This window comes from Ruminococcus sp. FMBCY1, assembly GCF_023921805.1.
In the GTDB taxonomy this organism is placed as follows: domain Bacteria; phylum Bacillota; class Clostridia; order Oscillospirales; family Acutalibacteraceae; genus Ruminococcoides; species Ruminococcoides intestinale_A.
This window is the reverse complement of the sequence record NZ_CP074197.1, coordinates 1,955,931-1,977,860: the sequence shown is the minus strand read 5'-3', so window position 1 is coordinate 1,977,860 and position 21,930 is coordinate 1,955,931. Positions and strand designations below refer to the sequence as shown.

Sequence of the window (21,930 nt, the reverse complement as noted above, 5' to 3'; positions counted from 1 at the left end):
CAGACAAAAATAAAAATCCGTCCTCAATGAGAACGGATTTTGGTGGGAGAAGGTGGATTCGAACCACCGAAGTCAGTGACAACAGATTTACAGTCTGCCCCCTTTGGCCACTCGGGAATTCTCCCATATGTAAAGCCTACTGCCTAAACAGTAGGCTTTTTTTGGAGCTGGTGGACGGACTTGAACCCCCGACCTGCTGATTACAAATCAGCTGCTCTACCAACTGAGCTACACCAGCGTTTTTCGCTGTTTCACAAGAGATTTTGTTTTGTTTTTGTATCTCTCGTTGACTGCTCATATATAATACCATACGAGGTTCCAAATGTCAACACTTTTTTCAAACTTTTTTTAAAAATTTCAAAAAAGTTCTTCAACCCCACAAAAGCGGCTTCAAATCCCTTTGTTTTCTTTGTATATAAAAATAAAAAACACCGCAAAGGGTGTTTTTTATTTTTTGGCCCACCCGAAGTACTCTTTCTTATTCTTTTACTCTCTGCCTCGTATATAACGGCTTGTTCTCAATTATAATATCATCAACGCTCCTCCCTAAAAACAGTCCACCGGACTGTTTTCTTAACGGTCGGCTTCAAATCCCTTTTTTCCTTTGTATATAAAAATAAAAAACACCGCAAAGGATGTTTTTTATTTTTTGGCCCACCCGAAGTACTCTTTCTTATTCTTTTACTCTCTGCCTCGTATATAACGGCTTGTTCTCAATTATAATATCATCAACGCTCCTCCCTAAAAACAGTCCACCGGACTGTTTTCTTAACGGTCGGCTTCAAATCCCTTCGTTTTCTTTGTATATAAAAAATAAAAAACACCGCAAAGGATGTTTTTTATTTTTTGGCCCACCCGAAGTACTCTTTCTTATTCTTTTACTCTCTGCCTCGTATATAACGGCTTGTTCTCAATTATAATATCATCAACGCTCCTCCCTAAAAACAGTCCACCGGACTGTTTTCTTAACGGTCGGCTTCAAATCCCTTCGTTTTCTTTGTATATAAAAAATAAAAAACACCGCAAAGGGTGTTTTTTATTTTTTGGCCCACCCGAAGGGATTTGAACCCCCATTCTCCAGAATCGGAATCTGTTGCGTTATCCAATTGCGCCACGGATGGATATTCAGCCGTATTTTCATACGGCTTTTTATATTTAATTAATCTGAAAGTTCTTCCCAAATTGCATACTGTTCTTCCTGTTCATTCTGCAATTCTTCGAGTTTATTTGTAAGTTCAATAAGTTTTTCGTAATCAGCCGCTACTTCCTCGCCTGACAGCAATTCCTGTGTCTGCGCTATTTCTTCATCAAGTCTTTCAATTGCCTCTTCCGCTTTTTTAAGTCTTGTCTGTTTTTTGCGTTCTTCACTCTGTCTTTGCTTTTGCAGAAAGTAATCATTCTGCGGTTTTTCTTTTTTGACCGCCGCTGTCTTAACTTCGGTCTGCTCGGTTCTTATATGCTCAACATAATAATCGTAATTGCCGAGATATTCGGTTATACCGTTCTTATCAAGCACAAGCACTCTATCTGCCAGCTTATTGATAAAATAACGGTCATGGCTGATTATGAGCAAAGTACCGCTATAGTCGGCAAGTGTTTTTTCGAGTTCTTCTCTTGATGCCGAATCAAGGTGGTTTGTAGGCTCGTCAAGCAAAAGGAAGTTACTGCCCTTAAGCATAAGTTTTGCAAGCGAAATTCTCGCTCTTTCGCCGCCGCTCATTTTTGAAAGAGGTTTAAATACCTCGTCACCTCTGAAAAGGAATGATGCAAGCGCACTTCGTACCTCTGTTTGAGTCATTTGAGGAAAAGTATCCCATATTTCATCTACGGCGGTATTTTCAAGGTTAAGGTTTTGCTGTAACTGGTCAAAGTAACCTACCGTTACATTTGTACCGTACTCGTACTCGCCGCTGTCCTGCGGGCATTTTCCCGTTAAAATTCTGAACAGAGTTGTTTTTCCGCAGCCGTTACCGCCGAGAATAAATACTTTCTCGCCCTTTCTGATATGTATGTTTACATCAGAAAACAGCTTTTTATCTCCGAAAGATTTTGAAAGATTACTGCACATAAGAACATCATTGCCGCTTTCAATCTTCGGAGTAAATCTCATTTTTACGGTATCAAGCTCGCTTTCAGGCTTAACAAGCTGTGCCTTTATGCGGTCAGCCTCTTTTTGCTTGCTTGCGGCAGTAATAAAGTTTCTTTCTCTGCCCCAGCGTTTCTGCTGTTCTACTATGCCCTCTATGCGCTTAATTTCGTTTAAGTCATTTTCATATTTATTCTTTAAAGACTCGTTATATGCCTCTTTTTTCTTGATAAATTCAGAGTACGAACCTTTATAGCACATTGTTTTGCAGTGCTCAAGTTCAATCGTCTTGTTTGTAACATTGTCAAGAAAATATCTGTCATGGCTTATTATAATCATTGCGCCCTTAAAGTCACGCAAAAAGCTCTCAAGCCAATTTACTGCGCTTATATCAAGGTGGTTTGTAGGCTCGTCAAGCAAAAGGAAGTTGCTTTTTGAAAGCAAAAGTTTTGCAAGGCTTAATTTTGAACGCTGACCGCCGCTTAAATTTCCGACAGGCATATCAAGTTCTGCCTCTGTAAAGCCGAGCCCGAGCAAAGCCGAGCGTGTGCGGCTTTTGTATGTAAGTCCGCCAAGTCTTTCAAACTCGTCAATAAGCCTTGTCTGGCGCTCTACAAGCGCATTTAAGTCGCCGTCTTTATTTTCTATCGCATTTGTTACTTCGGCTATCTCCTGCTCTGTATCGGTCAAATAATCGAACACGGACAGCAGTTCGTTATAAATGCTGATTCGTGGATTATTGCAGGCATGCTGCTCCATATAGCCGACAACAGTATCCTTGGCAAAAACCACATTGCCCGATGTAGGTGAAATTTCGCCGTCCAATATTTTAAAGAGAGTTGTTTTGCCCACGCCGTTTGCACCGATAAAGCCAACTTTATCCCTTGACTCTACCTCAAACGATACATCGGTAAACAAATTTCTTTCTATAAATGTCATTGTAAGATTACTTACAGATAATGCGGGCAAAAACAACACCTCCGTCTTTACTCATTCTCTATTATTTTACATTAAAATATGAAAAAGAGCAATACAAAATTGAAAATATGCCAAAGATTTACGAGCATATATATAGAAATACCCACATACAGCATTATGTTTATTATAATACTGTCGCCTGCGTTCGCCCATTTGTTTACCAAACAGCTCAACAGAATTACCGCAAGGGGAATTACTCCCTTGATTATAATTGTCTGCCAAAAATTGTTTAAAACAGGCTGCATAACAGGATTAGCCTCTGCAAAGTATCCGCTTGCAAGCAAAGCCTCAGTGCATATCCAATCCGTTATATTGAGAAAATACAGAAAAAACATCTTTTGATAAAAGGTGAATTTTATCCTTTTTGGTTTCTCTGCTTTTTCAACCGCTATGTTTATTGCCTCTGACATTAAAAATCACCTCACAACTATTATTTGCTGTGAGGTGGTTAAATATTACGATTTTTTCCATGCAGACGGTGCAAAAAGGAGCAAGAGCGGGTAAATCTCAAGTCTGCCTGCCAGCATATCGAAAATAAATACTATCTTTGACAAAATGCTGAAATCGGCATAATTTCCTACAGGGCCAACCGCACCAAGACCCGGGCCCGTATTGTTAAGATTTGCCGCTACCGCCGTAAAACTTGTTGTAAAGTCCATATTATCTATGGAAACAAGCAAAAAGCTAATGGCAAACACACCTATATAAAGCACCAAATACATTGAAGTGGTACGCATAATATCGTGATTTACTGCCTTGCCGTCCATTTTTACGAGTTTAACATTTCGTGGGTGTACAAGGAGAGAAAATTCCTTTCTTACCTCCTTAAAAAGCAGGATAATACGGGAAATTTTAAATCCGCCGCCCGTACTGCCCGCCGAAGCACCGATAAATGTAAGAATTATAATAACCGTTTTTGAAAGTTCAGGCCATTTATTAACATCGGTAAGTCCGAAACCTGTTGTAGAAATAATTGATGATACATAGAAAAAGCTCTGATGGAAAGCGTCATACGGCTTGTAAATCGAGCTGATATTAAATGCAATAATTGCAGTTGAAACCGCTACTATTCCAAGGTATATCCACAATTCCTCAAATTTGAGCGATTGTTTGAATTTTCTTGCAATAAGACAGAGATATACCGAGAAATTTATGCCGAACAAAAGCATAAACACGGCAATTACAGTCTGCACATAATAGCTGTCAAAAGCCGCTGCGTTGCTGTTATATATTCCGAATCCGCCTGTACCGGCAGTTGAAAAACTTGTGTTTATTGCCTCAAATACATTAAGACCGCCAAACAAAAGCAAAATAAACTCAAGTGCGGTAAGAGTAATATAAATGCCGTAGAGCATAGTGGCATAATTTCTCATTCGAGGTACAGCCTTGCCTATGATAGGACCGGGGCTTTCTGCTTTCATAAGAAAAATATTCTGCTGTCCGCCGAGTTTAGGGATTATTGCGAGCAAAAAGACGATAACACCCATACCGCCTAACCAGTGAAGAAAACTTCTCCACATAAGCATACCTTTGCTAAGCGCCTCTACATCATTGAGAATTGTTGCGCCGGTTGTAGTGATACCCGATACGGTTTCGTAAAAAGCATCTATAAAAGACGGGATTTCTCCGCTAAGCCAAAACGGCATACAGCCTACAAGCGAAAGCAAAATCCAACTAAGCGCCGTTGATGCAAAACCTGCTTTTTGGTAAAGCACCATATTTTTAGGCTTTTTAACCTTTATAGCAAGTACACCGAGTATTGCGCTTACAACACCGGTAAGCACAAAATACCACGCCTCTTTTTCACCGTAAATTAAAGATGTAATTGTGCCTATCTGCATTGCAACGGCATCAACTATAAGCACCCAACCCAAAATATAAATAATACTTCGTTTATTCATAGTTATTTAACCTCAATGCTTTAAAATATCATCAAGGTCGCTAAGGCCTTTATGCTTAGTAATTACAACTACGGTATCGTCACACATAATTTTATCGCTGCCTTGCGGAAGTATAATTTTTCCGTGACGATTAATGCTGATAACCTGCAAGTTATCTTTTAAATTAAGTTCCTGCAAAGGAATACCCGTTACTCTTGATGTACTGCGCACTCTGAATTCAAGCGCCTCTACAGCGTCATCATTGAGTTTGTACAATGTTTCAACATTACTGCCGAGTGAATTCTGCATTGCACGGATATAACTTGCAATATACTCGCCCGTAAGATTTTTAGGGTGAATAATTGTTTTTATTTTCAAGCCGTGAAGAATAGAGTCAAAAGAAGTATTATTTACCTTAGTAATAACCTTTGCCTTTGACACGCTCTGAATATAAAGAGAAATAAGGATATTCTCTTCATCATAGTCCATAAGTGCAGCCACACCGTCGGCGTGTTCAACGCCTTCGCTTAAGAGAAGATCCTGATCCATACAGTCACCTTGAATAACAACGGCCTCGGGAAGTATGTTTGTAAGTTCCCAACAGCGATCAGAATTTTTTTCAATAATTTTTACGCTTGCACCCGAAGCAATAAGGTTTTTGGCAAGATAGAACGAAATCTTACCTCCGCCAAGCAAAATCACATCTCGGCTTTTACCGATTGATACGCTGATACGCTTAAAGAATTTTGCCGCCACATCGGCCTTTGACGCAACAGAAATTCTGTCACCACCAAGCAGCACAAAGTCACCGTTAGGAATAAATACCTCGTCACCTCGTTCGACAAGGCAAATTCTGACTTTACCTTTTAAAATGTCAATCTGGCTTATCTTTTTATTCGCTATTGAAGAATTCTCGGGAAGAGCGACTTTTATAAGTTCAACCGAGCCTCTGGAAAAAGTGTCGATTTCAAGAGCACCCGAAAATCTGAGAAGTCTGCTCATTTCTTTTGCCGCCGTAAGCTCCGGATTGATAGACATTGAAAGACCGAGAGTATCTTTAACACGGTGAATATCCGCTGCATATTGCGGATTTCTTACTCTTGCAATAGTGTGTGTTGTACCCGCAGCTTTTGCCATAAGGCAGGTATAAAGATTTACTTCATCGAGAGCCGCCGCCGCAATAACAAGGTCAGCCTTTTCCGCCCCTGCCTCCGCAAGCACCTCATACGATGCACCGTTACCCTCTATTCCCATAACATCAAGGGAATTAGAAAGATTTTGCACAGCGTTGCGGTCAATATCAACTACAACAATGTCGTGCCCCTCCGCATTAAGCTGGGACGCTATAGATGTGCCGACTTTACCGCATCCGACAATTACTATCCTCATATTATTACCTCATAAAATTAATTGGACAAAATATGTCAATTATAATTCTAACTAATCATACACCAATTAAATATGAAAATCAATACATACTCGGTAAAATCTCTGTTTATTGAAGTTACAAATCCGTTACAAATCAAAAAGCCCTCAAAAGAGAGCTTTTATACTGTTACGGCATTCCTACTATATAATAAACAAGTACAGAAGAAACGCTGAATACCGTTACAAGAGTGTAAATTGCACCTCTTGCAACAGATTTATATTTTTTGTCTGAAGCTTTGCCTAAATACTGCACCGCAAGTCCCGTAAAGAATGCTCCGAGTATTATAAGCGGTACTGCATATCTTATGTTTTCTGTACATACAAATGGGAATTGGAAACAGAAAATATAATATGATACAAAGAATACTGCATATATCAAAGCAATAAATATTTTATGTGCATTGTTAAGGGCTGAATTTTTCCTTTTATAAAAAGCATAAATCATTGCCGCAAATCCGAATATTCCGATAACAACCGCAGACCAGAACAAAATAATGTTAAACCCTGCAATTTTCGGATAATTGTTTGTGTTTATAAGTTCGTCAAACATTGATGTCTTGAACAATGCCACAAGCGGGTTGTACTCATTATATGACGCACCGTAGGTGACAAACTGATCGCCTACATTTGCATACTGATTTAAACCGAAGTCAAACAGTCTTTTTGCATACGGCAAATTTCCGATATACTGGTCGCTTGTAATTGAAAGTGCCGGCACATAGGTAAGCGGTACTCCGAATTTCAAAAGATTTCTTACCTGCCACCACAGTGCAAGAGGCGCACACACAACGCCAAAGCATAGAAATTGAACGAGGTACTTTTTAAAGTCCTTTAAATTCTTAAAGAAAACATATAAAAATACAAACGCAATTGCAGGTGCTACCATCCATACGGAAAGCTTTGTCATCATTCCCAAGCCAACACAAAGAGAAATTGCCATAATTCTCGGGAAAGTCGGATTTTTATACCAATAAAGCGTATTTAAAACAGCCGCAAGCATAAAGGCAATCGAAAGAATATCGTTGTTTACGCTGCCTGCCATTATGTAGAAAGTGGGACAGAAAGCCACTATTGCGACTGCACATACAAGACCTCTGCCTTTCAAACCCAATTGTCTGAAAATCTTATATGAAAGAACCATACAGATTGAAGAATAGAAAAGTGTGAGAATCTGCACATTTTCGCCCGCAGCATAGTAATCTATACCTAAAAATGTCTGCAAACGCATCCATAATGCCGCTATGATATGGTGGAACGGAGGATGATAGAACTGCCAGTAATTTCTTACATCAAAATCAGGCAGATTAAAGTTTTCGTAAAAATATCTTATATATCCGCAATGACCTATTTCCATATCGAAATTTCCGACATCGTGTTGTCTTACCGAAATATCGGTATAAAGCACATAGGCAAGCCTTAACACAAAACCGAGTGCAAAAATCACAACCACAAAAACCTTATCCGTCAGTCTGTCTGTACAGGCAAGGTAAATAAGCACAAGCGCCGACACAAGCAAACCGTAATTCAGAATATGAAAAGCCGTTGAACCTTTCATAAGTATTATTAAAAACAGCCCTATCGCACCTGCAAATGAGGCGACAGACATAAACAAAGCCATCTTTTTTCTGCTGTCGTCATCGGTTGTGTTTTTTGAACTGAAATAAATTCCGACAGGAACTCCCGCAAATAATACAATGAGCATAGGAACAATCGCAAATATCGGCAAAAGACTTCCGAATGATGTGCTCGTTGTAATAACCGTGCTTGCAAGGCACAATATTGCAACCGCAATGTACGGATGTGAAGTTACAAATTTTATAAAACCGTTGCAAGGATGATTTTCCCTTTGTACAAGGCTGTGCTCATCCTGCACCAAATGGTTAGGTTTAAATTCCATCAGATTACCTCCAAAACCGATTACTTTGTTTCGTGGTATTCTTTTTCGGTATTTACATTCCAAATTGTGCCCTTGTCTGTCTTGCCTGCCTTTATAGCTTCTGCGGCACGGATAGCGGTAAGCATAGAGTGGTCCATATTATTGTAACGATGCTGACCGTTTCTGCCGACGCAGTAAAGGTTTGTGTATGTATCAAGATACTTGATAAGCTCGTCCATTTGAGCATAAGTATCAAAATAAGCGGGATAAGCCTTTTTGATTTTCTCACGGTGAGAGTCGAGAACTTCGCTTGAACTGATAACGCCCATTGATTCAAGTTCTTTTGTAGCAAGCTTAATGCACTCTTCATCGCTTAAATTCCAGAAATCGTCTCCCTCGGCGCAGAAATATTCAAGTCCGATCCATACTGTATTTTCCGGGTCTTCCACCATATACGGCGACCAGTTGTTGAAAATCTGAATTCTGCCGAGTTTTACGCTGGTTTCCTGAACATAAATCCAGCAATCGGGTACGATATTGTTAAGAGTTTTCATCTTGGTTTCATTCTTAAGGTTAAGTTTATTAACAAGAAGTCCGACCGTAACAAAATCTCTGTAAGGAAGATTCTCTGCAATATACTTAATCTCCTTTGAAGGCTCATCGCCTGTCATACCTGCAACAAGGTCTTTAACAGGCATTGACGATACAAAAATATCGCCCTCAATAGTCTTTTCGCCTTCGGGAGTATTGCAAACAACGGCTGTAATCTTGCCGTCTTTGCATACAATATTCTTTACGCTGTGATTTTTAAGAAGTTTTGTGCCTCTTTCAATCGCTCTGTCAGTAGCAATCTCCCAAAGCTGTCCCGGACCGTACTTTGGATACCAGAACTGCTCAATAAGCGAGGTTTCCACCTCTTTTGATGATTTTTTGCCACCGAATGCCTTTGAGAACATATCCTTTAATACGGCTCTGATTGAAAGTCCCTTTACACGCTGTGAACCCCAATCGGCTGAAATTTCACTCGGATGTCTGCCCCACAGCTTTTCTGTATAGCCCTCAAAAAACATTGAATAAAGCACCTTACCGAAACGGTTAATGTAGAAATTCTCAAGAGAATCTTCGGGCTTTTTGAACATTACGGATTTAAGATAGCTGAAACCTGCTTTCATTGTGGTGAGAAAGCCCATATTTTTAATTGTTGCCGCCGACATTGTAACGGGGTAATCAAAGAAGTGCTTGTTATAGTAAATTCTTGAAACTCTGTCACGCACAAGAATAACCTTGTCGTCCTTTTCGGGGTCAGGGCCGTTTTCAACCAGCGGCTTTTCTCTGCCGAGAATTTTATCGTCAAAAGACGGCTTGCCCTGTACAGGCATAAGCTCGCTCCACCAATTCATTACCTCGTCGCTCTTTGAGAAAAAGCGGTGACCGCCGATGTCCATACGGTTGCCGTTGTAGCGTACTGTCTGAGAAATACCGCCTATACGCTCTGTTTCCTCAAGAATTGTAACATCATATTCGCCTTTTGTATCCTTTAAAAGCTCGTTTGCCGCTGTGATACCGGCAGGACCCGCTCCGATAATAATTACTTTTTTCATTATATTTCCTCTCTATCTGTAACAAAATTATTTTTTGCTCTTATCAAATAAAATAAATTTTCTGCCGCAGAAGTTCCATAAAAATACAACTACAGTAGAAACTATCTTGCCGATGTGGTAATACTGAATACCCCAAAGCCAGAAATACTTTGTTTCGCCGTTTACCACAGCAGATTCGCCGCCAAACACAAGACCTGTCGCAAGCGGATTTTGGAAAAGCCAGATAATTGCGGCATTAATTCCGAGACCGATTACACCGATAAGTGCAAAGGCAAGAAATTCCGCAAATCTGTTTTTTATTTTTGAATTTTTAAATATCCAAAATGTGCTGAGCAGGTAATTTACCAACAAACCCGCAACAAAAGAAACGGTTGACGAAACCACGGGATAAACCGAGAAAACCTCTGTCAAAAGCGTCATTACGCCAAAATCAACAACAAAGGCAAAACCGCCTACAAAGCAATACCTGAAAAACTGAATAAAAGTATTGTCGGTATCGCCGACAAACAAGCTCTTGATTTTCATATAATTTTCCTTTCGCACCACAAAGCAGTGCTGTTTTTTCCACACTAAGCTATTATATAATTTTAATTCAAATAATACAAAAAGTCAATCTTTTACGCCATTTTTATACAAATTAACAGCAAAAAAAATAAATACCTCTGCAGCCAAAACGCAACGGTATTTTGTGTTTAACGGATTTTATTTAAAATTATGATTTGCACTGTTAAGATTTTATAATCGCAACGGATAGTTTAGTGGTTTTCAAGCGTTGTCACTCGATTATCACTTTACTAAACCTTAATAAAAAATCAGGTCAGAGGTTATCACATTTTTACGACATTCTCTGACCGAACTTTTATAATTTTGATTGCGAAAAGTTATACTGTTACGCGCTTTTTGCTTGTTTTTGCCTGTTTAATTTAAAATCTGTTTTGCTCCTTAATGGCACGCTCCATATCTCGTTTTGCAGAGCGTTTTGCCATATCCTCTCTCTTATCGTAAAGTTTTTTACCTTTGCACAGACCCACCTGCACTTTAACCTTGCTGTCTTTAAAATAAAGACTTATCGGTATAAGCGAATAGCCCGTCTGTTTTACAATACCAAAGAGGCGGTTGATTTCTTTTTTGTGCATAAGCAGTTTGCGCACACGCATTGGGTCACGATTAAAAATATTGCCGTGGTCATAGGGAGAAATATGCATTCCGTTTATGAAAATTTCGCCCTCAACTATAGAGCACCAACTGTCCTTAAGGTTTACTCTGCCTGCACGGATTGATTTTACCTCTGTTCCGCAAAGCTCAATGCCTGCCTCAAAAGATTCTTCAATAAAATAATCGTGATGTGCCTTTTTGTTCTGCGCTACTGTTTTTAATGAAGCCATTATATTTCACTCCTGCCTTCAAGAGCCTTTGCAAGTGTGTATTCATCAGCATACTCAAGATCTCCTCCGACGGGGATACCGTAAGCAAGTCTTGTAACCTTAACTCCGAGCGGTTTTAACAGCTTTGAAATATATAAAGCTGTTGCATCACCCTCTACGGTCGGGTTTGTTGCCATAATAACCTCTTTAACATCATCTCCGTTAAACCTTGCCAAAAGCTGTTTTATGGTAATGTTATCGGGGCCGATTCCGTTAAGCGGAGAAATTGAGCCGTGCAAAATATGATACACACCGTTGTACTCGTGTGTTTTTTCGATTGCTGAGGCGTCACGGGGAGTTTCAACCACACAAATAACCGACTTATCTCTTGCGGGATTTGCACATACGGGACAAAGTTCTTTATCCGTAAGATTACAGCACTCTGCGCAATAATGGATTTTTGTGTGAGCATCAGTCACAGCCTTTGCAAGTGCCTCTGCGTCTGTTTTTGACAGGTTAAGCACATAATATGCAAGTCTTTGCGCTGTTTTGTGACCGATACCGGGCATTCTTTCAAACTGCTCCACCAACACTTCGAGGGGAGCAACATTATAATTAGACATTATTAAAACATTCCCGGAATGTTAAGTCCGCCTGAAATAGTTTCCATTGTGTCTTCCTTTTCCTTACGAGCAGCTCTTAAAGCCTCGTTTGTAGCTGCAATAATAAGGTCGGAAAGCATCTCTACATCTTCGGCGTCAACAACATCAGGAGAAATATCAATCTTTGTGAGTTCCATCTTACCTGTTAAAGTTACGCTTACTGCGCCGCCGCCCGATGTAGCTGTGTATTCTTTTGCCTCAAGCTCCTGTGAAGCCTGCTCCATATCGTCCTGTAACTTTTGAGCCTGACGAGCGAGCTGCTGAATGTTGTTTGCGCCACCGTTGCCGTAGCCCTTTGGTAATCTTGCTTTCATATTAAAAACATCCTTTCAATTACATATTTATTCTTGTGTTATTTCTACTCCGCTGCCCTCAAGGCTTTGCACAAGAGAGTTGAGCGGGTCTGTTTTTTCAACTTTTTTAGGTGTTGACCTTTTATAAGGTCCGAGGCTGTAATTTTTGCCTGTCAATTCAAGTAAAGTCTGCTTTATTTCTGCTCTTCTGCCGTTTTGTCTTAACAAATCAAACGCAAGCTCATTGTTTGTGTCAATCAAAAGGTAATTTCCGCTTTCGTAAGCTGTCGAACCTGCAAAGGCAGCCGCTATTGACCTTGAAACCGATTTCAGGCTGTCAACTACTTCTACCCATCTTGCAAAAGGCACTGCATTATCGTAAAGTTCGTCAAGGTTTACGCTTGCTCTCTGCGCAACAGATTTAACCTCCGGTGCAGGCTTTGCAACAGGTGCTTTCTTGTGCTCCGGTTCGGGTTTTGCAAACGGTTCTTCAACTTCGGTCTGTGTATTCGGTACACTTGCCGATTGCGCAGCTTCCGCCTGTACGCTCTGCTGTGCAGGCTGTGCGTAATTTACGGTAATTCCACGCTTTACCGCTTTTTCAAGTGCAGTAACTCTTGCGGTCAATGCCTCTACCGTACCGTCAAGTTCGGTTGCCGACAGCTTTACAAGAGCCATCTCAAGCTCTGTTCTGTCGCCTGTTCCCCTGCCCATTCGCTGATATGCCCTTGAAAGCACATCCATATAGAAAACTATATCTGCAAGCGAAAGATAATCCGACTGCGTAACCGCCTGCTCAAACTCATCGTCCGACATTATCAGTATATCTCTCGGATTTTTGATTGTTTTAATAAGCATCAATGCTCTGAAATGTTCAACAAGTTCATCACAAAGCCTTGCCATATCCTTTGACTCGGAATACAGCCTGTCTATTATCTCAAGCGACCTTGTGGGATTCTTGTTAATTATAGCCGCTGCAAGTTCAAAAAGATATGTTTTGCTTACAAGTCCCGCTGCATTGCGGACTACTTCCTCATCAATATGAGAACTTACGGCAAGACAACTGTCCAAAAGCGAAAGTGCGTCACGAAGTGCGCCGTCTGCAACAGATGCAAGCATAAGCGCCGCCGACTCGGTAATCTCTGCATTTTCCTGCGAAACCACATACTCTACTCTGTCTGCTATCGCCTTAGGCGGTATTCTGTGAAAATCAAATCGCTGACATCTTGAACGGATTGTCTGCGGCAGCTTGTGAACCTCGGTAGTGGCAAGTATAAAAATTACATGCTCGGGCGGTTCTTCAAGCGTTTTAAGAAGAGCGTTAAAAGCCTCTGTGGTAAGCATATGTACCTCATCGACAATATACACCCTGTATTTGCACTTTGCGGGCTTAAACTGTACCTCGTCAATTATCTGACGAATATCATCAATTTTACGGTTAGATGCGGCGTCCATCTCGACAATATCAAGAATACTTCCGTCATCAATACCCTTGCAGATTTCACATTCGCCGCAAGGATTGCCGTTTTGCGGATTAAGACAGTTTACAGCCTTGGCAAGAATTTTTGCGCAGGTGGTTTTGCCTGTTCCTCGTGAGCCTGTAAAGAGGTAAGCGTGGTTAAGTCTGCCGGACGAAACCTCGTTTTGCAAAGTCGAGGTAATATGCTCCTGTCCCGAAACATCGGTAAACACGGCAGGTCGCCACTTGCGGTAAAGCACACGGTACATACAAAACACCTCTCTTCAATAAAAAATGCAAGCCGTCAGCCGAATATTATACGGCATCATGCAAATAAGTGAACGACAGACTTACTGCATCGCATCGGCAATACTGCTTAATGCTGCTCGGTTCCCCGCCTGACATGATTCACAGACCCCAATCGTACAGGGCCTGCCGCTCACTTACTTGCACGCTTAACTGGCTTGCAATTACTTTGTAAGTATAGCATAAATTTTCAACAAAATCAATACCTTTTTAATAAAAATGCAAAAGGTCGGCAATTTCAACAATTACCGACCGAATATTTTTACATATAAATGTTATATTCAAATTTACTTTTTAACTTTTTCCTTATACATTACAGTAAATGCTCTGAAAATTATAGAGCCTACGCCGTTTGCGACAGATACTGTTAATATGTAAACAAACATTTTCGCAACCTGTTCAAGTGATGACGCTGCATAAGAAAAATAACAAATATCTGCAATACTGTGTTCAAAGCCTGCAAATATAAAAGCGGGAATACCGAGGAAAATACCGAGATATTTGCCGAGCGGACTGCTGTTTGCGCTGTAATTTTCTACAACAATATACATAATCATACCGCAAAAAATACCGAGAATAAATGTCTGCAAAAAATTCTGCGAAAGTTTATTTTCAGCAAGAACAACAGCTGCCTCGTTATATTTAGGATTTGCAAACCTCAGCGGAACTGTTGTTATAAGACAACCGACAAGGTTACCGAGCCAAATCATAAGGCAATTCGGATTATTTTTTGTAGGAATAACATAGCCGATTTTGCCTGTAAAAAGATTAAACCCAAAAGCACATATACCAAAAAGTCCCAGGCAGAACAAAATTGAACCGAATACTTTATTTTCAGATGAAATAAATGCTGTAACGCCCAATCCAATCATCACGCCGGCAGGTACAGACTTTAAAAATGTGTTCCAATTACTCATATTATAACCCCTTGTTATATACTTTGTATAAATCCGAACTCAAAACGAGAGGTCACAGAAAAAACTCTGCGACCTCCCTAATTGCATTAACCGAAAGGTTTATTATTTATTTAATCCCTCGTAAACTGCAACTGCACATGCAACTGTAGCGCCTACCATCGGGTTGTTACCCATGCCGATAAGGCCCATCATCTCAACATGAGCAGGAACTGAAGATGAACCTGCAAACTGAGCGTCACCGTGCATTCTGCCCATTGAGTCTGTAAGACCGTATGAAGCAGGACCTGCGCCCATGTTATCAGGGTGAAGTGTACGGCCTGTACCGCCGCCTGAAGCAACTGAGAAATACTTAACGCCGTTCTCAATAGCCCACTTCTTGTATGTACCTGCAACAAGGTGCTGGAAACGAGTTGGGTTAGTTGAGTTACCTGTGATAGATACACCAACATTTTCGTGCTGCATAATAGCTACACCTTCACGAACATCGTCTGCGCCGTAGCAACGAACAGCAGCTCTTTCACCGTCTGAGAAAGCTCTCTCTTCAACGATCTTGAGCTCTGATGTGAAGTAATCGAACTGTGTCTTTACATATGTAAAGCCGTTGATTCTTGAAATGATGTAAGCAGCATCCTTACCAAGGCCGTTAAGAATAACCTTAAGCGGCTCTTTTCTTGCCTTGTTAGCGTTACGAGCGATACCGATTGCGCCTTCAGCGGCAGCAAAACTCTCGTGACCTGCGAGGAATGCAAAACACTTTGTTTCATCTCTGAGGAGCATTGCGCCGAGGTTACCGTGACCGCGACCAACATTTCTCTGCTCTGCAACCGAACCAGGGATACAGAAAGCCTCAAGACCGATACCGATGCACTCTGCAGCCTCTGCAGCTGTCTTTACGCCCTTCTTAATAGCTACCGCACAACCAAGTGTGTAAGCCCAACCTGCATTCTCAAATGCGATTGGCTGAACGCCCTTAACGATGTCATAAGCGTCAAAACCCTTGCTGTTGCAAAGCTCTCTTGCCTCTTCAAGACTTGCAATACCGTATTCGGCAAGGCACTTCTCAATTTTAGGCATTCTTCTTTCCATACTTTCAAATGTAACTGCCATTATAGTGTCCTCCTACCGAATTATTCTTCACGAGGGTCAATGTACTTAGCCGCATTATCAAAACGACCGTACTGACCGATGTTGTTTTTGTAAGCTTCGTTTGGCTCTACACCGTGACGAATGTCCTCAAGCATCTTGCCAAGCTTTACGAACTGATAGCCGCAAACCTCGTCATTCTCGTCAAGAGCTGTCTTGAGTACATAGCCCTCGGCCATTTCCATATAACGAACGCCCTTAGCGTTTGTGCTGTACATTGTACCAACCTGTGAACGGAGTCCCTTACCGAGGTCCTCAAGACCTGCGCCGATCGGAAGACCACCCTCTGAGAAAGCTGTCTGGCTTCTGCCGTAAACGAGCTGCTCAAAAATGTTTTTCATAGCTGTGTTGATAGCATCACAAACAAGGTCAGTATTAAGGCACTCAAGTAATGTCTTGTTAGGGAGAATTTCAGCAGCCATAGCAGCTGAGTGAGTCATACCTGAACAACCGATTGTTTCTACAAGAGCCTCTTCTACGATACCGTCTTTTACATTAAGTGTGAGCTTGCAAGCACCCTGCTGAGGTGCGCACCAGCCAATACCGTGTGAAAGACCTGAAATATCCTTAATATCATAGGATTTTACCCACTTACCCTCTTCAGGAATAGGTGCAGGACCGTGTTTTGGACCTTTTGCGACAGTGCACATCTTTTCTACTTCATTTGAATAAATCATGTGTACTTCTCCTTTCGATTATTGTTGAGCCTCTACACTCATACACATTTATTATAATGCGAAATAACGCATTTTTCAAGCATTTTTTACAAATTTTATCCTGCTTTTAATTTGTATATTTTGGATATATGTGTGGCATACTCAACAAAAAAGCACCTGTGCAAAGCAAAGCAATAGTCAGAATTTACTCTGTCATATCAAAAATTTTCACTGATAATTTTAAAAGTATTGCAATTTTAACATAAGTATAAAATATAGTTGAAATAATCAATAAATTATGCTATAATTTTTAGTATGAGCGTGTAAATACTCATATTGTAAAAAATATAATAAAAAGGCTGATGAGGATGAAAAAATTTTTCGAAAATAAGTTAAACACCGTACTCACTGTTATTTTGGGCGTGCTGATACTTACACTTTTAGGTCACTCTGTAATTTCAGCTCTCACACCGCAGACAAAGAAACCCGCCGTATCTACTTCTGACACAGCATACAAAAGCCGTATTAATCCTAATATAACAAAAATCGCCACAGCAGACACCGCAACAAGCGAACCTACGGAGGCTGCTGCAACAAAGCCTACTAAACCGGCTTCAACACAGGCAACAACGGTAAAACCGTCAACCGCTCCTACAACTGTAAAGCCAACGACTGCCAAAGCGTCTACGGTTGCCACAACGCAAGCACCTACGGTACAATTTGCCACAGCAATTCCTGCCGCAGAACCTGCCGATTACAACGAGCAGTGGAACGCAGGCTATCTTGTAGCTATTGACAATCCGGACAAAACATACAAGAGCGGTCAGGTTACACTTTCGGATCACGACAGAGATTTGCTTGAAAGACTTTGTATGGGCGAGTTTGGCTCGGGCGGATTTGTCGGTGCGTCACTTATCGCACAGTCTGTAAAAGACGCAATGTGCTTTGACGGATTTACAAGCGTTGATGCAATCATCAGAGATTATCACTACACAGGCAGTACGGACATTCCCGCAAACGACAATTGCAAACAGGCTGTAAGATATATTTTTGACGAAAACCACGATGCCGTTCAGCACAGAATACTTTATATGTATAACCCTCTCCTTGTTGCAAGCGAATTTCACGAAAGTCAGAATTACATTCTCACATACGAAGATGTAAGATTCTTTGACCGTTGGGGTTATTGATTTTTACTCACCACGCCGATTATTTATAATAATTAAACTCCCTTTTGCAGATAATAGTGCAGAAGGGAGTTTTTTTATGATACGAAGAATCGGAGGTCGCACGCTCGGCTTTGAAGAAATGCCGTCAATAATCGGTTACGCCTCGGTTGCGGGAAAGAAAGAGAGCGAAGGTCCTCTCGGCAAAGGCTTTGACAAGATTATTTATGACAGCTATAACGGTAAGAACACCTATGAACAGGCGGAAAGCACACTGCAATTTACCGCTGTAGAAACCGCAATGCAGAAAGCCGGTGTTAAAGCAGAGGACATCGACTACATTTTTGCAGGAGATTTGCTCAACCAATGTATATCGTCAAGTTTCGGTCTGCGTGATTTCAACATTGCTTACCTCGGGCAGTACGGAGCCTGTTCCACAATGGCTCAAGGCTTGCTTATGACGGCTGTATTTGTTGAGAGCAATGCGGCAAACACCGCTGCGTGCGTTACCTCTTCTCACTTTGCCTCTGCGGAAAGGCAGTACCGTTTTCCTCTCGAATACGGCGGAGTTCGCACACCGACCGCACAGTGGACGGTTACAGGTTCGGGATGTTGCATTGTAAGCAACGCTAAAAAGGGCGCTTGCATAGCTCGGGCAACGGCCGGAAAAATAGTTGACCTTGGCGTAACCGACGCTAATAATATGGGAGCAGCTATGGCGCCTGCCGCAGCACAGACATTCATCGATTACTTTGCCGACACAAATACAAAGCCGTCCGATTATGACGCTGTTTTTACGGGTGACTTGGGCTTGGTCGGCAGCAGGTCGCTCTATGATTTGCTTAGCCTTGAAAACATCGATCTTGAACCAAAGCATTATGACTGCGGTATGATGATTTTTGATTTAGAGGGACAGGATGTTCACGCAGGAGGTTCCGGCTGCGGATGTGCAGGTTCGGTATTTTGCTCGGAAATTTTAAATTCCGTAAACAGTGGAAAATATAACAATATTCTTTTCATGGCAACAGGTGCGTTGATGAGTCCTACCTCATCGGGACAGGGTGAAAGTATCCCGTCGGTCGCTCATTTAATCAACATAAAATTAAGATAAATTTTATAAAAGCTCTGTTCAAAACAAAATTCTTGTGCTATAATAAAGATGTGTAAGGATATTGTTCAAAGTATAATAATTATTTGCTAAAATTATTAACATCTTTTGGAAATTTAACAGTATCAGCGTTGATTAGGAGTTTTGTTTTATGTTCGGGCGGATTCAAACAGTTGACAACAAAGTTCTATATAATATCAGCAGAATGCACAAGCCTGCTTTAACCAAAATTATGGTAGCTTCTTCAAGACTGGGAAATGCCGGCTTTGTATGGTGGGCGATCTGCATACCGTTCTTTGTTGTACCGGAGTGGAGAAAAACAGGCTTTAACTTTGTTTTTGCCCTCTGCCTTGCTCACCTTATGGGCGAAATCATTATTAAACATCTTGTAAAGAGGACACGCCCCTGTCATCTGCTTGAGGACGAGGAGCAGATTATAAACAAACCGAGGTTTTACTCATTCCCGTCAGGTCATACAACGGCGTCATTTGCGTTTGCAACAACGGCACTGTTAAGATGTCAGCCTGCGGCTTGTCTGCCGATTCTTTTCTTGGCATTTATGATTGGCTTTTCAAGAATTTACTTGAGAGTTCACTATCTTACAGATGTAGTTTGCGGTATGCTGCTCGGCTCAACCTGCGGAATTATCTCTGTAATGCTTTTCAATAATGTTTTCAGCTAAAATCAAATAAAAAATATGCACTCTTTGAGTTAATTCTCAAAGAGTGCTTTTTGTTTGACATTGAAATGTAGGGCTTTATCAAAAGTTAGGAAAATTATTGGTTATCATATAAACTTAAGTGAAATAATTAAAAAAATACATTGTATATGAAATGCATCTCCTCACTTATTTCTCCTGTAACCCTCATCGTCTATGTATTCTTCGTGTTGTTTGAGATATTCTTCGTCCTTATCTCCGCAAATTGTATAATCGCACACACAGCCGTTTGCACAGGTTGTTTTTCTTACAAGTCTTGCAAGGATAAGCTCCATAGCGGTATAGTCGGGATTGCACATTGCAGGCATCACTTCCAGCAAATTATGTTCCCTTGCGAAATCCGCAATCGGACATTTTGTAAATTCATAATAGATTGGCTCATCTTTTTTGTACGGAGCTACATTCATATCAAAATCGTCCCACTTGTCGCACTTCTTTTTAGATAAAGCAAAAGACCAATACATCAGCTTTTTATATATCGGTTTATTGCAATCGACAAACTTCAAATTTTTAAATGCAGGCAAAAACAAATTGCCCTCCATCTCCTCGATTTACGCAAGAGATGTTTTTTCTTTGTACACCACATAATAACTGAACAGAGCAATACAATCGTAATTTCCGCCGGCGCCGTTGTGGAAATTCTTTTTTCCGCCTAAATCCGTTCTGTAATCTTTTAAAAATTCAATATACTGAAGCTGAACCTTTGTGAATATTTTTTCAACATCTTAGGCAGAATAATGCAGAGAAATTTTATTTAAAATTTCCTCCCTGCACTGTTTCATATACAATATATGGTGTTCACGGTTAAACACAAGTTCTTTATCTTCCATTCGCCGATTTCCTTTCCTTTTTGAATTTGCCTTTAACCCTTACATTTCAAAATTTTTCGCTTAAATTTTTTGTTGAAAATTATACCTTGACACAAGATTTATACTATTTGTAATCAAATTCTTTCCACATTCAAGTATTAACACCTATGTTGAAAACTCCTTCGTTAATTGTTGAAATATTACATTTCTGTAAAAGATTGGGTGTTACTTGTAAAATGGCTGTAGTTTTGACAGTCGTTTAACATAGCTTTTCACACTTTCCACATAGTTTTCAACATTTATGTTAAAAGATGTGCTAAATACAAATTGTATAAATTAATAATTCTTACTGTTCTTTCTTTTATCAAGATAATTTTGCAAAATTATCGTTGCGGCAACTTCGTCTACCACATTTTTTCTTTTTTTGCCTCTTGTATTTGTATCGTTTAAAAAGTTGTGGGCTGTAATGGTAGTACCTCTTTCGTCCTGCAAATCCACCTGCAACCCTGTTTCGTTGTGTAAACGCTCCGCAAAGGCTCTTGCGTTCTGCGCACTCTCGCCCTCACTGCCGTCCATATTTTTAGGAAGACCCACAACGACGATTTCAGCCTTTAAATTCACAACGGTTTCTTTCACTTTTTCAAAAAGTTTTTCGGGTGATTTTTCAAAAATTACCGTATGCGGCGACGCTAAAAACTCTGTCTTATCGCAAACCGCTATACCTGTTCTTGCTTTGCCCAAATCAACTGCCGCTATTATCATATTAACATCCTTTCAAAAACAGGGAACCCTTCCGAGTTCCCCTTATTCATATTATCGTGACGGTCTTTTTACATCTGATGCAACACTGAATACATCACTTGATTTGCCAAGCACTACAAGGTGGTCGTTTTCATCAAAGACATAATCGCCGCCAAGGTTCAGATTAAGTTCATTATCATTTTTTACCGCAATAATATTAATTTTATGTTTACGGCGAACATCAACATCCATTACCTTTTTTCCAACCCACGATGATACAACGGGAATTTCAAAGATAGAATACTCCGAAGTGAGTTCAATATAATCAAAAATATTGTCTGCATTGTATCTTACCGCAAGGTTTTCGGCAATCTCTTTGTCGGGATATACAACCTCGTCAGCGCCTATTTTCTTTAAAAATTCAACCTGTCTTGCCCTTTTAGCCTTTGCAATTACATACTTTGCACCGAGTTCCTTTAAAATGGAAGTAATTTCGAGGGAGGCATAAAAATCCTCACCGATTGTCACAAAGCAATAATCAAAAGTATTAACTCCTATAGATTTCAAAATTCCGTCTGCCGAGCAGTCACCGCAAAAAGCGTCGTTGAATTCAGGTGAAAGCTCCTGTATGAGTTCCTCGTCCTTGTCTGCAATCATTACTTCATTGCCGAGGTCCTGCATTTTTCGTGCAAGATAAATTCCAATTGTTCCCATTCCGATTACAAGTACCGACTTCATA

General features: G+C 40.5%; 20 protein-coding genes, 3 tRNA genes and 1 other RNA gene. 3 read left to right on the top strand and 21 right to left on the bottom strand.

Going from position 1 to position 21,930, the window contains the following annotated elements; translation table 11 throughout:
* Positions 1 to 40: 40 nt before the first annotated feature.
* From KGF34_RS09675 to KGF34_RS09590, 18 genes are all read right to left on the bottom strand, one after another.
* Positions 41 to 125, bottom strand: a tRNA-Tyr gene (locus KGF34_RS09675).
* Positions 126 to 162: 37 nt separating this feature from the next.
* Positions 163 to 238 (bottom strand) — tRNA-Thr (locus KGF34_RS09670).
* Between the two features lie 806 nt (positions 239 to 1,044).
* Positions 1,045 to 1,121, bottom strand: a tRNA-Arg gene (locus KGF34_RS09665).
* Positions 1,122 to 1,159: 38 nt separating this feature from the next.
* Entirely contained in the window at positions 1,160 to 3,055 is a 1,896-nt protein-coding gene (locus KGF34_RS09660) for an ABC-F family ATP-binding cassette domain-containing protein (RefSeq protein ID WP_252558854.1), read from the bottom strand.
* Between the two features lie 41 nt (positions 3,056 to 3,096).
* Entirely contained in the window at positions 3,097 to 3,474 is a 378-nt protein-coding gene (locus tag KGF34_RS09655) for a DUF5658 family protein (protein ID WP_022235218.1), read from the bottom strand.
* A gap of 45 nt (positions 3,475 to 3,519) precedes the next feature.
* Positions 3,520 to 4,965 (bottom strand): TrkH family potassium uptake protein, encoded by a 1,446-nt coding sequence (locus KGF34_RS09650; protein WP_195411074.1) that lies wholly within the window; start codon positions 4,963 to 4,965, stop codon positions 3,520 to 3,522.
* 12 nt (positions 4,966 to 4,977) lie between these two features.
* Positions 4,978 to 6,333 carry a Trk system potassium transporter TrkA gene (gene trkA / locus KGF34_RS09645; protein ID WP_117706762.1) on the bottom strand — a complete coding sequence of 452 codons (1,356 nt, stop codon included), beginning with the start codon at positions 6,331 to 6,333 and terminating at the stop codon, positions 4,978 to 4,980.
* Between the two features lie 166 nt (positions 6,334 to 6,499).
* Entirely contained in the window at positions 6,500 to 8,269 is a 1,770-nt protein-coding gene (locus KGF34_RS09640; protein ID WP_252558853.1) for a glycosyltransferase family 39 protein, read from the bottom strand.
* A 20-nt stretch (positions 8,270 to 8,289) separates the two neighbouring features.
* Positions 8,290 to 9,849, bottom strand: coding sequence for an NAD(P)/FAD-dependent oxidoreductase (locus KGF34_RS09635; RefSeq protein ID WP_252558852.1), 1,560 nt, complete (start codon positions 9,847 to 9,849; stop codon positions 8,290 to 8,292).
* Positions 9,850 to 9,876: 27 nt separating this feature from the next.
* Complete coding sequence (locus KGF34_RS09630) at positions 9,877 to 10,374, bottom strand: GtrA family protein (protein WP_022235213.1); 498 nt, start codon at positions 10,372 to 10,374, stop codon at positions 9,877 to 9,879.
* Between the two features lie 398 nt (positions 10,375 to 10,772).
* Positions 10,773 to 11,234: an SsrA-binding protein SmpB gene (gene smpB, locus KGF34_RS09625; RefSeq protein WP_022235212.1), complete on the bottom strand. Its 462-nt coding sequence runs from the start codon at positions 11,232 to 11,234 to the stop codon at positions 10,773 to 10,775.
* Positions 11,234 to 11,836: a recombination mediator RecR gene (recR, locus tag KGF34_RS09620; RefSeq protein ID WP_186935666.1), complete on the bottom strand. Its 603-nt coding sequence runs from the start codon at positions 11,834 to 11,836 to the stop codon at positions 11,234 to 11,236. Before recR ends, smpB begins: the two co-directional genes overlap by 1 nt.
* A gap of 2 nt (positions 11,837 to 11,838) precedes the next feature.
* Positions 11,839 to 12,189 (bottom strand): YbaB/EbfC family nucleoid-associated protein, encoded by a 351-nt coding sequence (locus KGF34_RS09615; protein WP_022235210.1) that lies wholly within the window; start codon positions 12,187 to 12,189, stop codon positions 11,839 to 11,841.
* Between the two features lie 27 nt (positions 12,190 to 12,216).
* Positions 12,217 to 13,896 carry a DNA polymerase III subunit gamma/tau gene (gene dnaX / locus KGF34_RS09610; protein WP_252558851.1) on the bottom strand — a complete coding sequence of 560 codons (1,680 nt, stop codon included), beginning with the start codon at positions 13,894 to 13,896 and terminating at the stop codon, positions 12,217 to 12,219.
* Positions 13,897 to 13,966: 70 nt separating this feature from the next.
* An RNA gene (ffs, locus tag KGF34_RS09605) (signal recognition particle sRNA small type) lies at positions 13,967 to 14,065 on the bottom strand.
* Between the two features lie 155 nt (positions 14,066 to 14,220).
* A complete protein-coding gene (locus tag KGF34_RS09600; RefSeq protein ID WP_022235208.1) occupies positions 14,221 to 14,850 on the bottom strand; it encodes a formate/nitrite transporter family protein in 630 nt (209 codons plus the stop codon).
* A gap of 102 nt (positions 14,851 to 14,952) precedes the next feature.
* On the bottom strand, positions 14,953 to 15,957 hold the full coding sequence (locus KGF34_RS09595) for a GGGtGRT protein (protein ID WP_022235207.1): 1,005 nt from the start codon (positions 15,955 to 15,957) through the stop codon (positions 14,953 to 14,955).
* A gap of 20 nt (positions 15,958 to 15,977) precedes the next feature.
* Positions 15,978 to 16,670 carry a hypothetical protein gene (locus KGF34_RS09590; RefSeq protein ID WP_195411066.1) on the bottom strand — a complete coding sequence of 231 codons (693 nt, stop codon included), beginning with the start codon at positions 16,668 to 16,670 and terminating at the stop codon, positions 15,978 to 15,980.
* A 347-nt stretch (positions 16,671 to 17,017) separates the two neighbouring features.
* On the opposite strand from KGF34_RS09590, the gene KGF34_RS09585 reads away from it, so the two are divergent.
* From KGF34_RS09585 to KGF34_RS09575, 3 genes are all read left to right on the top strand, one after another.
* On the top strand, positions 17,018 to 17,839 hold the full coding sequence (locus tag KGF34_RS09585; protein WP_252558850.1) for a hypothetical protein: 822 nt from the start codon (positions 17,018 to 17,020) through the stop codon (positions 17,837 to 17,839).
* A 76-nt stretch (positions 17,840 to 17,915) separates the two neighbouring features.
* Positions 17,916 to 18,926 (top strand): stage V sporulation protein AD, encoded by a 1,011-nt coding sequence (locus KGF34_RS09580; RefSeq protein ID WP_252558849.1) that lies wholly within the window; start codon positions 17,916 to 17,918, stop codon positions 18,924 to 18,926.
* 148 nt (positions 18,927 to 19,074) lie between these two features.
* On the top strand, positions 19,075 to 19,605 hold the full coding sequence (locus KGF34_RS09575; protein ID WP_022235203.1) for a phosphatase PAP2 family protein: 531 nt from the start codon (positions 19,075 to 19,077) through the stop codon (positions 19,603 to 19,605).
* 161 nt (positions 19,606 to 19,766) lie between these two features.
* Here KGF34_RS09575 and KGF34_RS09570 read toward each other — a convergent pair whose 3' ends face one another.
* The 3 genes from KGF34_RS09570 to KGF34_RS09560 all read right to left on the bottom strand — a co-directional run bounded on the left by KGF34_RS09570 (position 19,767) and on the right by KGF34_RS09560 (position 21,929).
* Entirely contained in the window at positions 19,767 to 20,165 is a 399-nt protein-coding gene (locus KGF34_RS09570; protein ID WP_252558848.1) for an L-2-amino-thiazoline-4-carboxylic acid hydrolase, read from the bottom strand.
* 621 nt (positions 20,166 to 20,786) lie between these two features.
* Positions 20,787 to 21,212 carry a Holliday junction resolvase RuvX gene (gene ruvX / locus KGF34_RS09565; protein WP_022233826.1) on the bottom strand — a complete coding sequence of 142 codons (426 nt, stop codon included), beginning with the start codon at positions 21,210 to 21,212 and terminating at the stop codon, positions 20,787 to 20,789.
* Between the two features lie 51 nt (positions 21,213 to 21,263).
* Entirely contained in the window at positions 21,264 to 21,929 is a 666-nt protein-coding gene (locus KGF34_RS09560) for a TrkA family potassium uptake protein (RefSeq protein WP_186935663.1), read from the bottom strand.
* Between the last annotated feature and the right edge of the window lies 1 nt (position 21,930).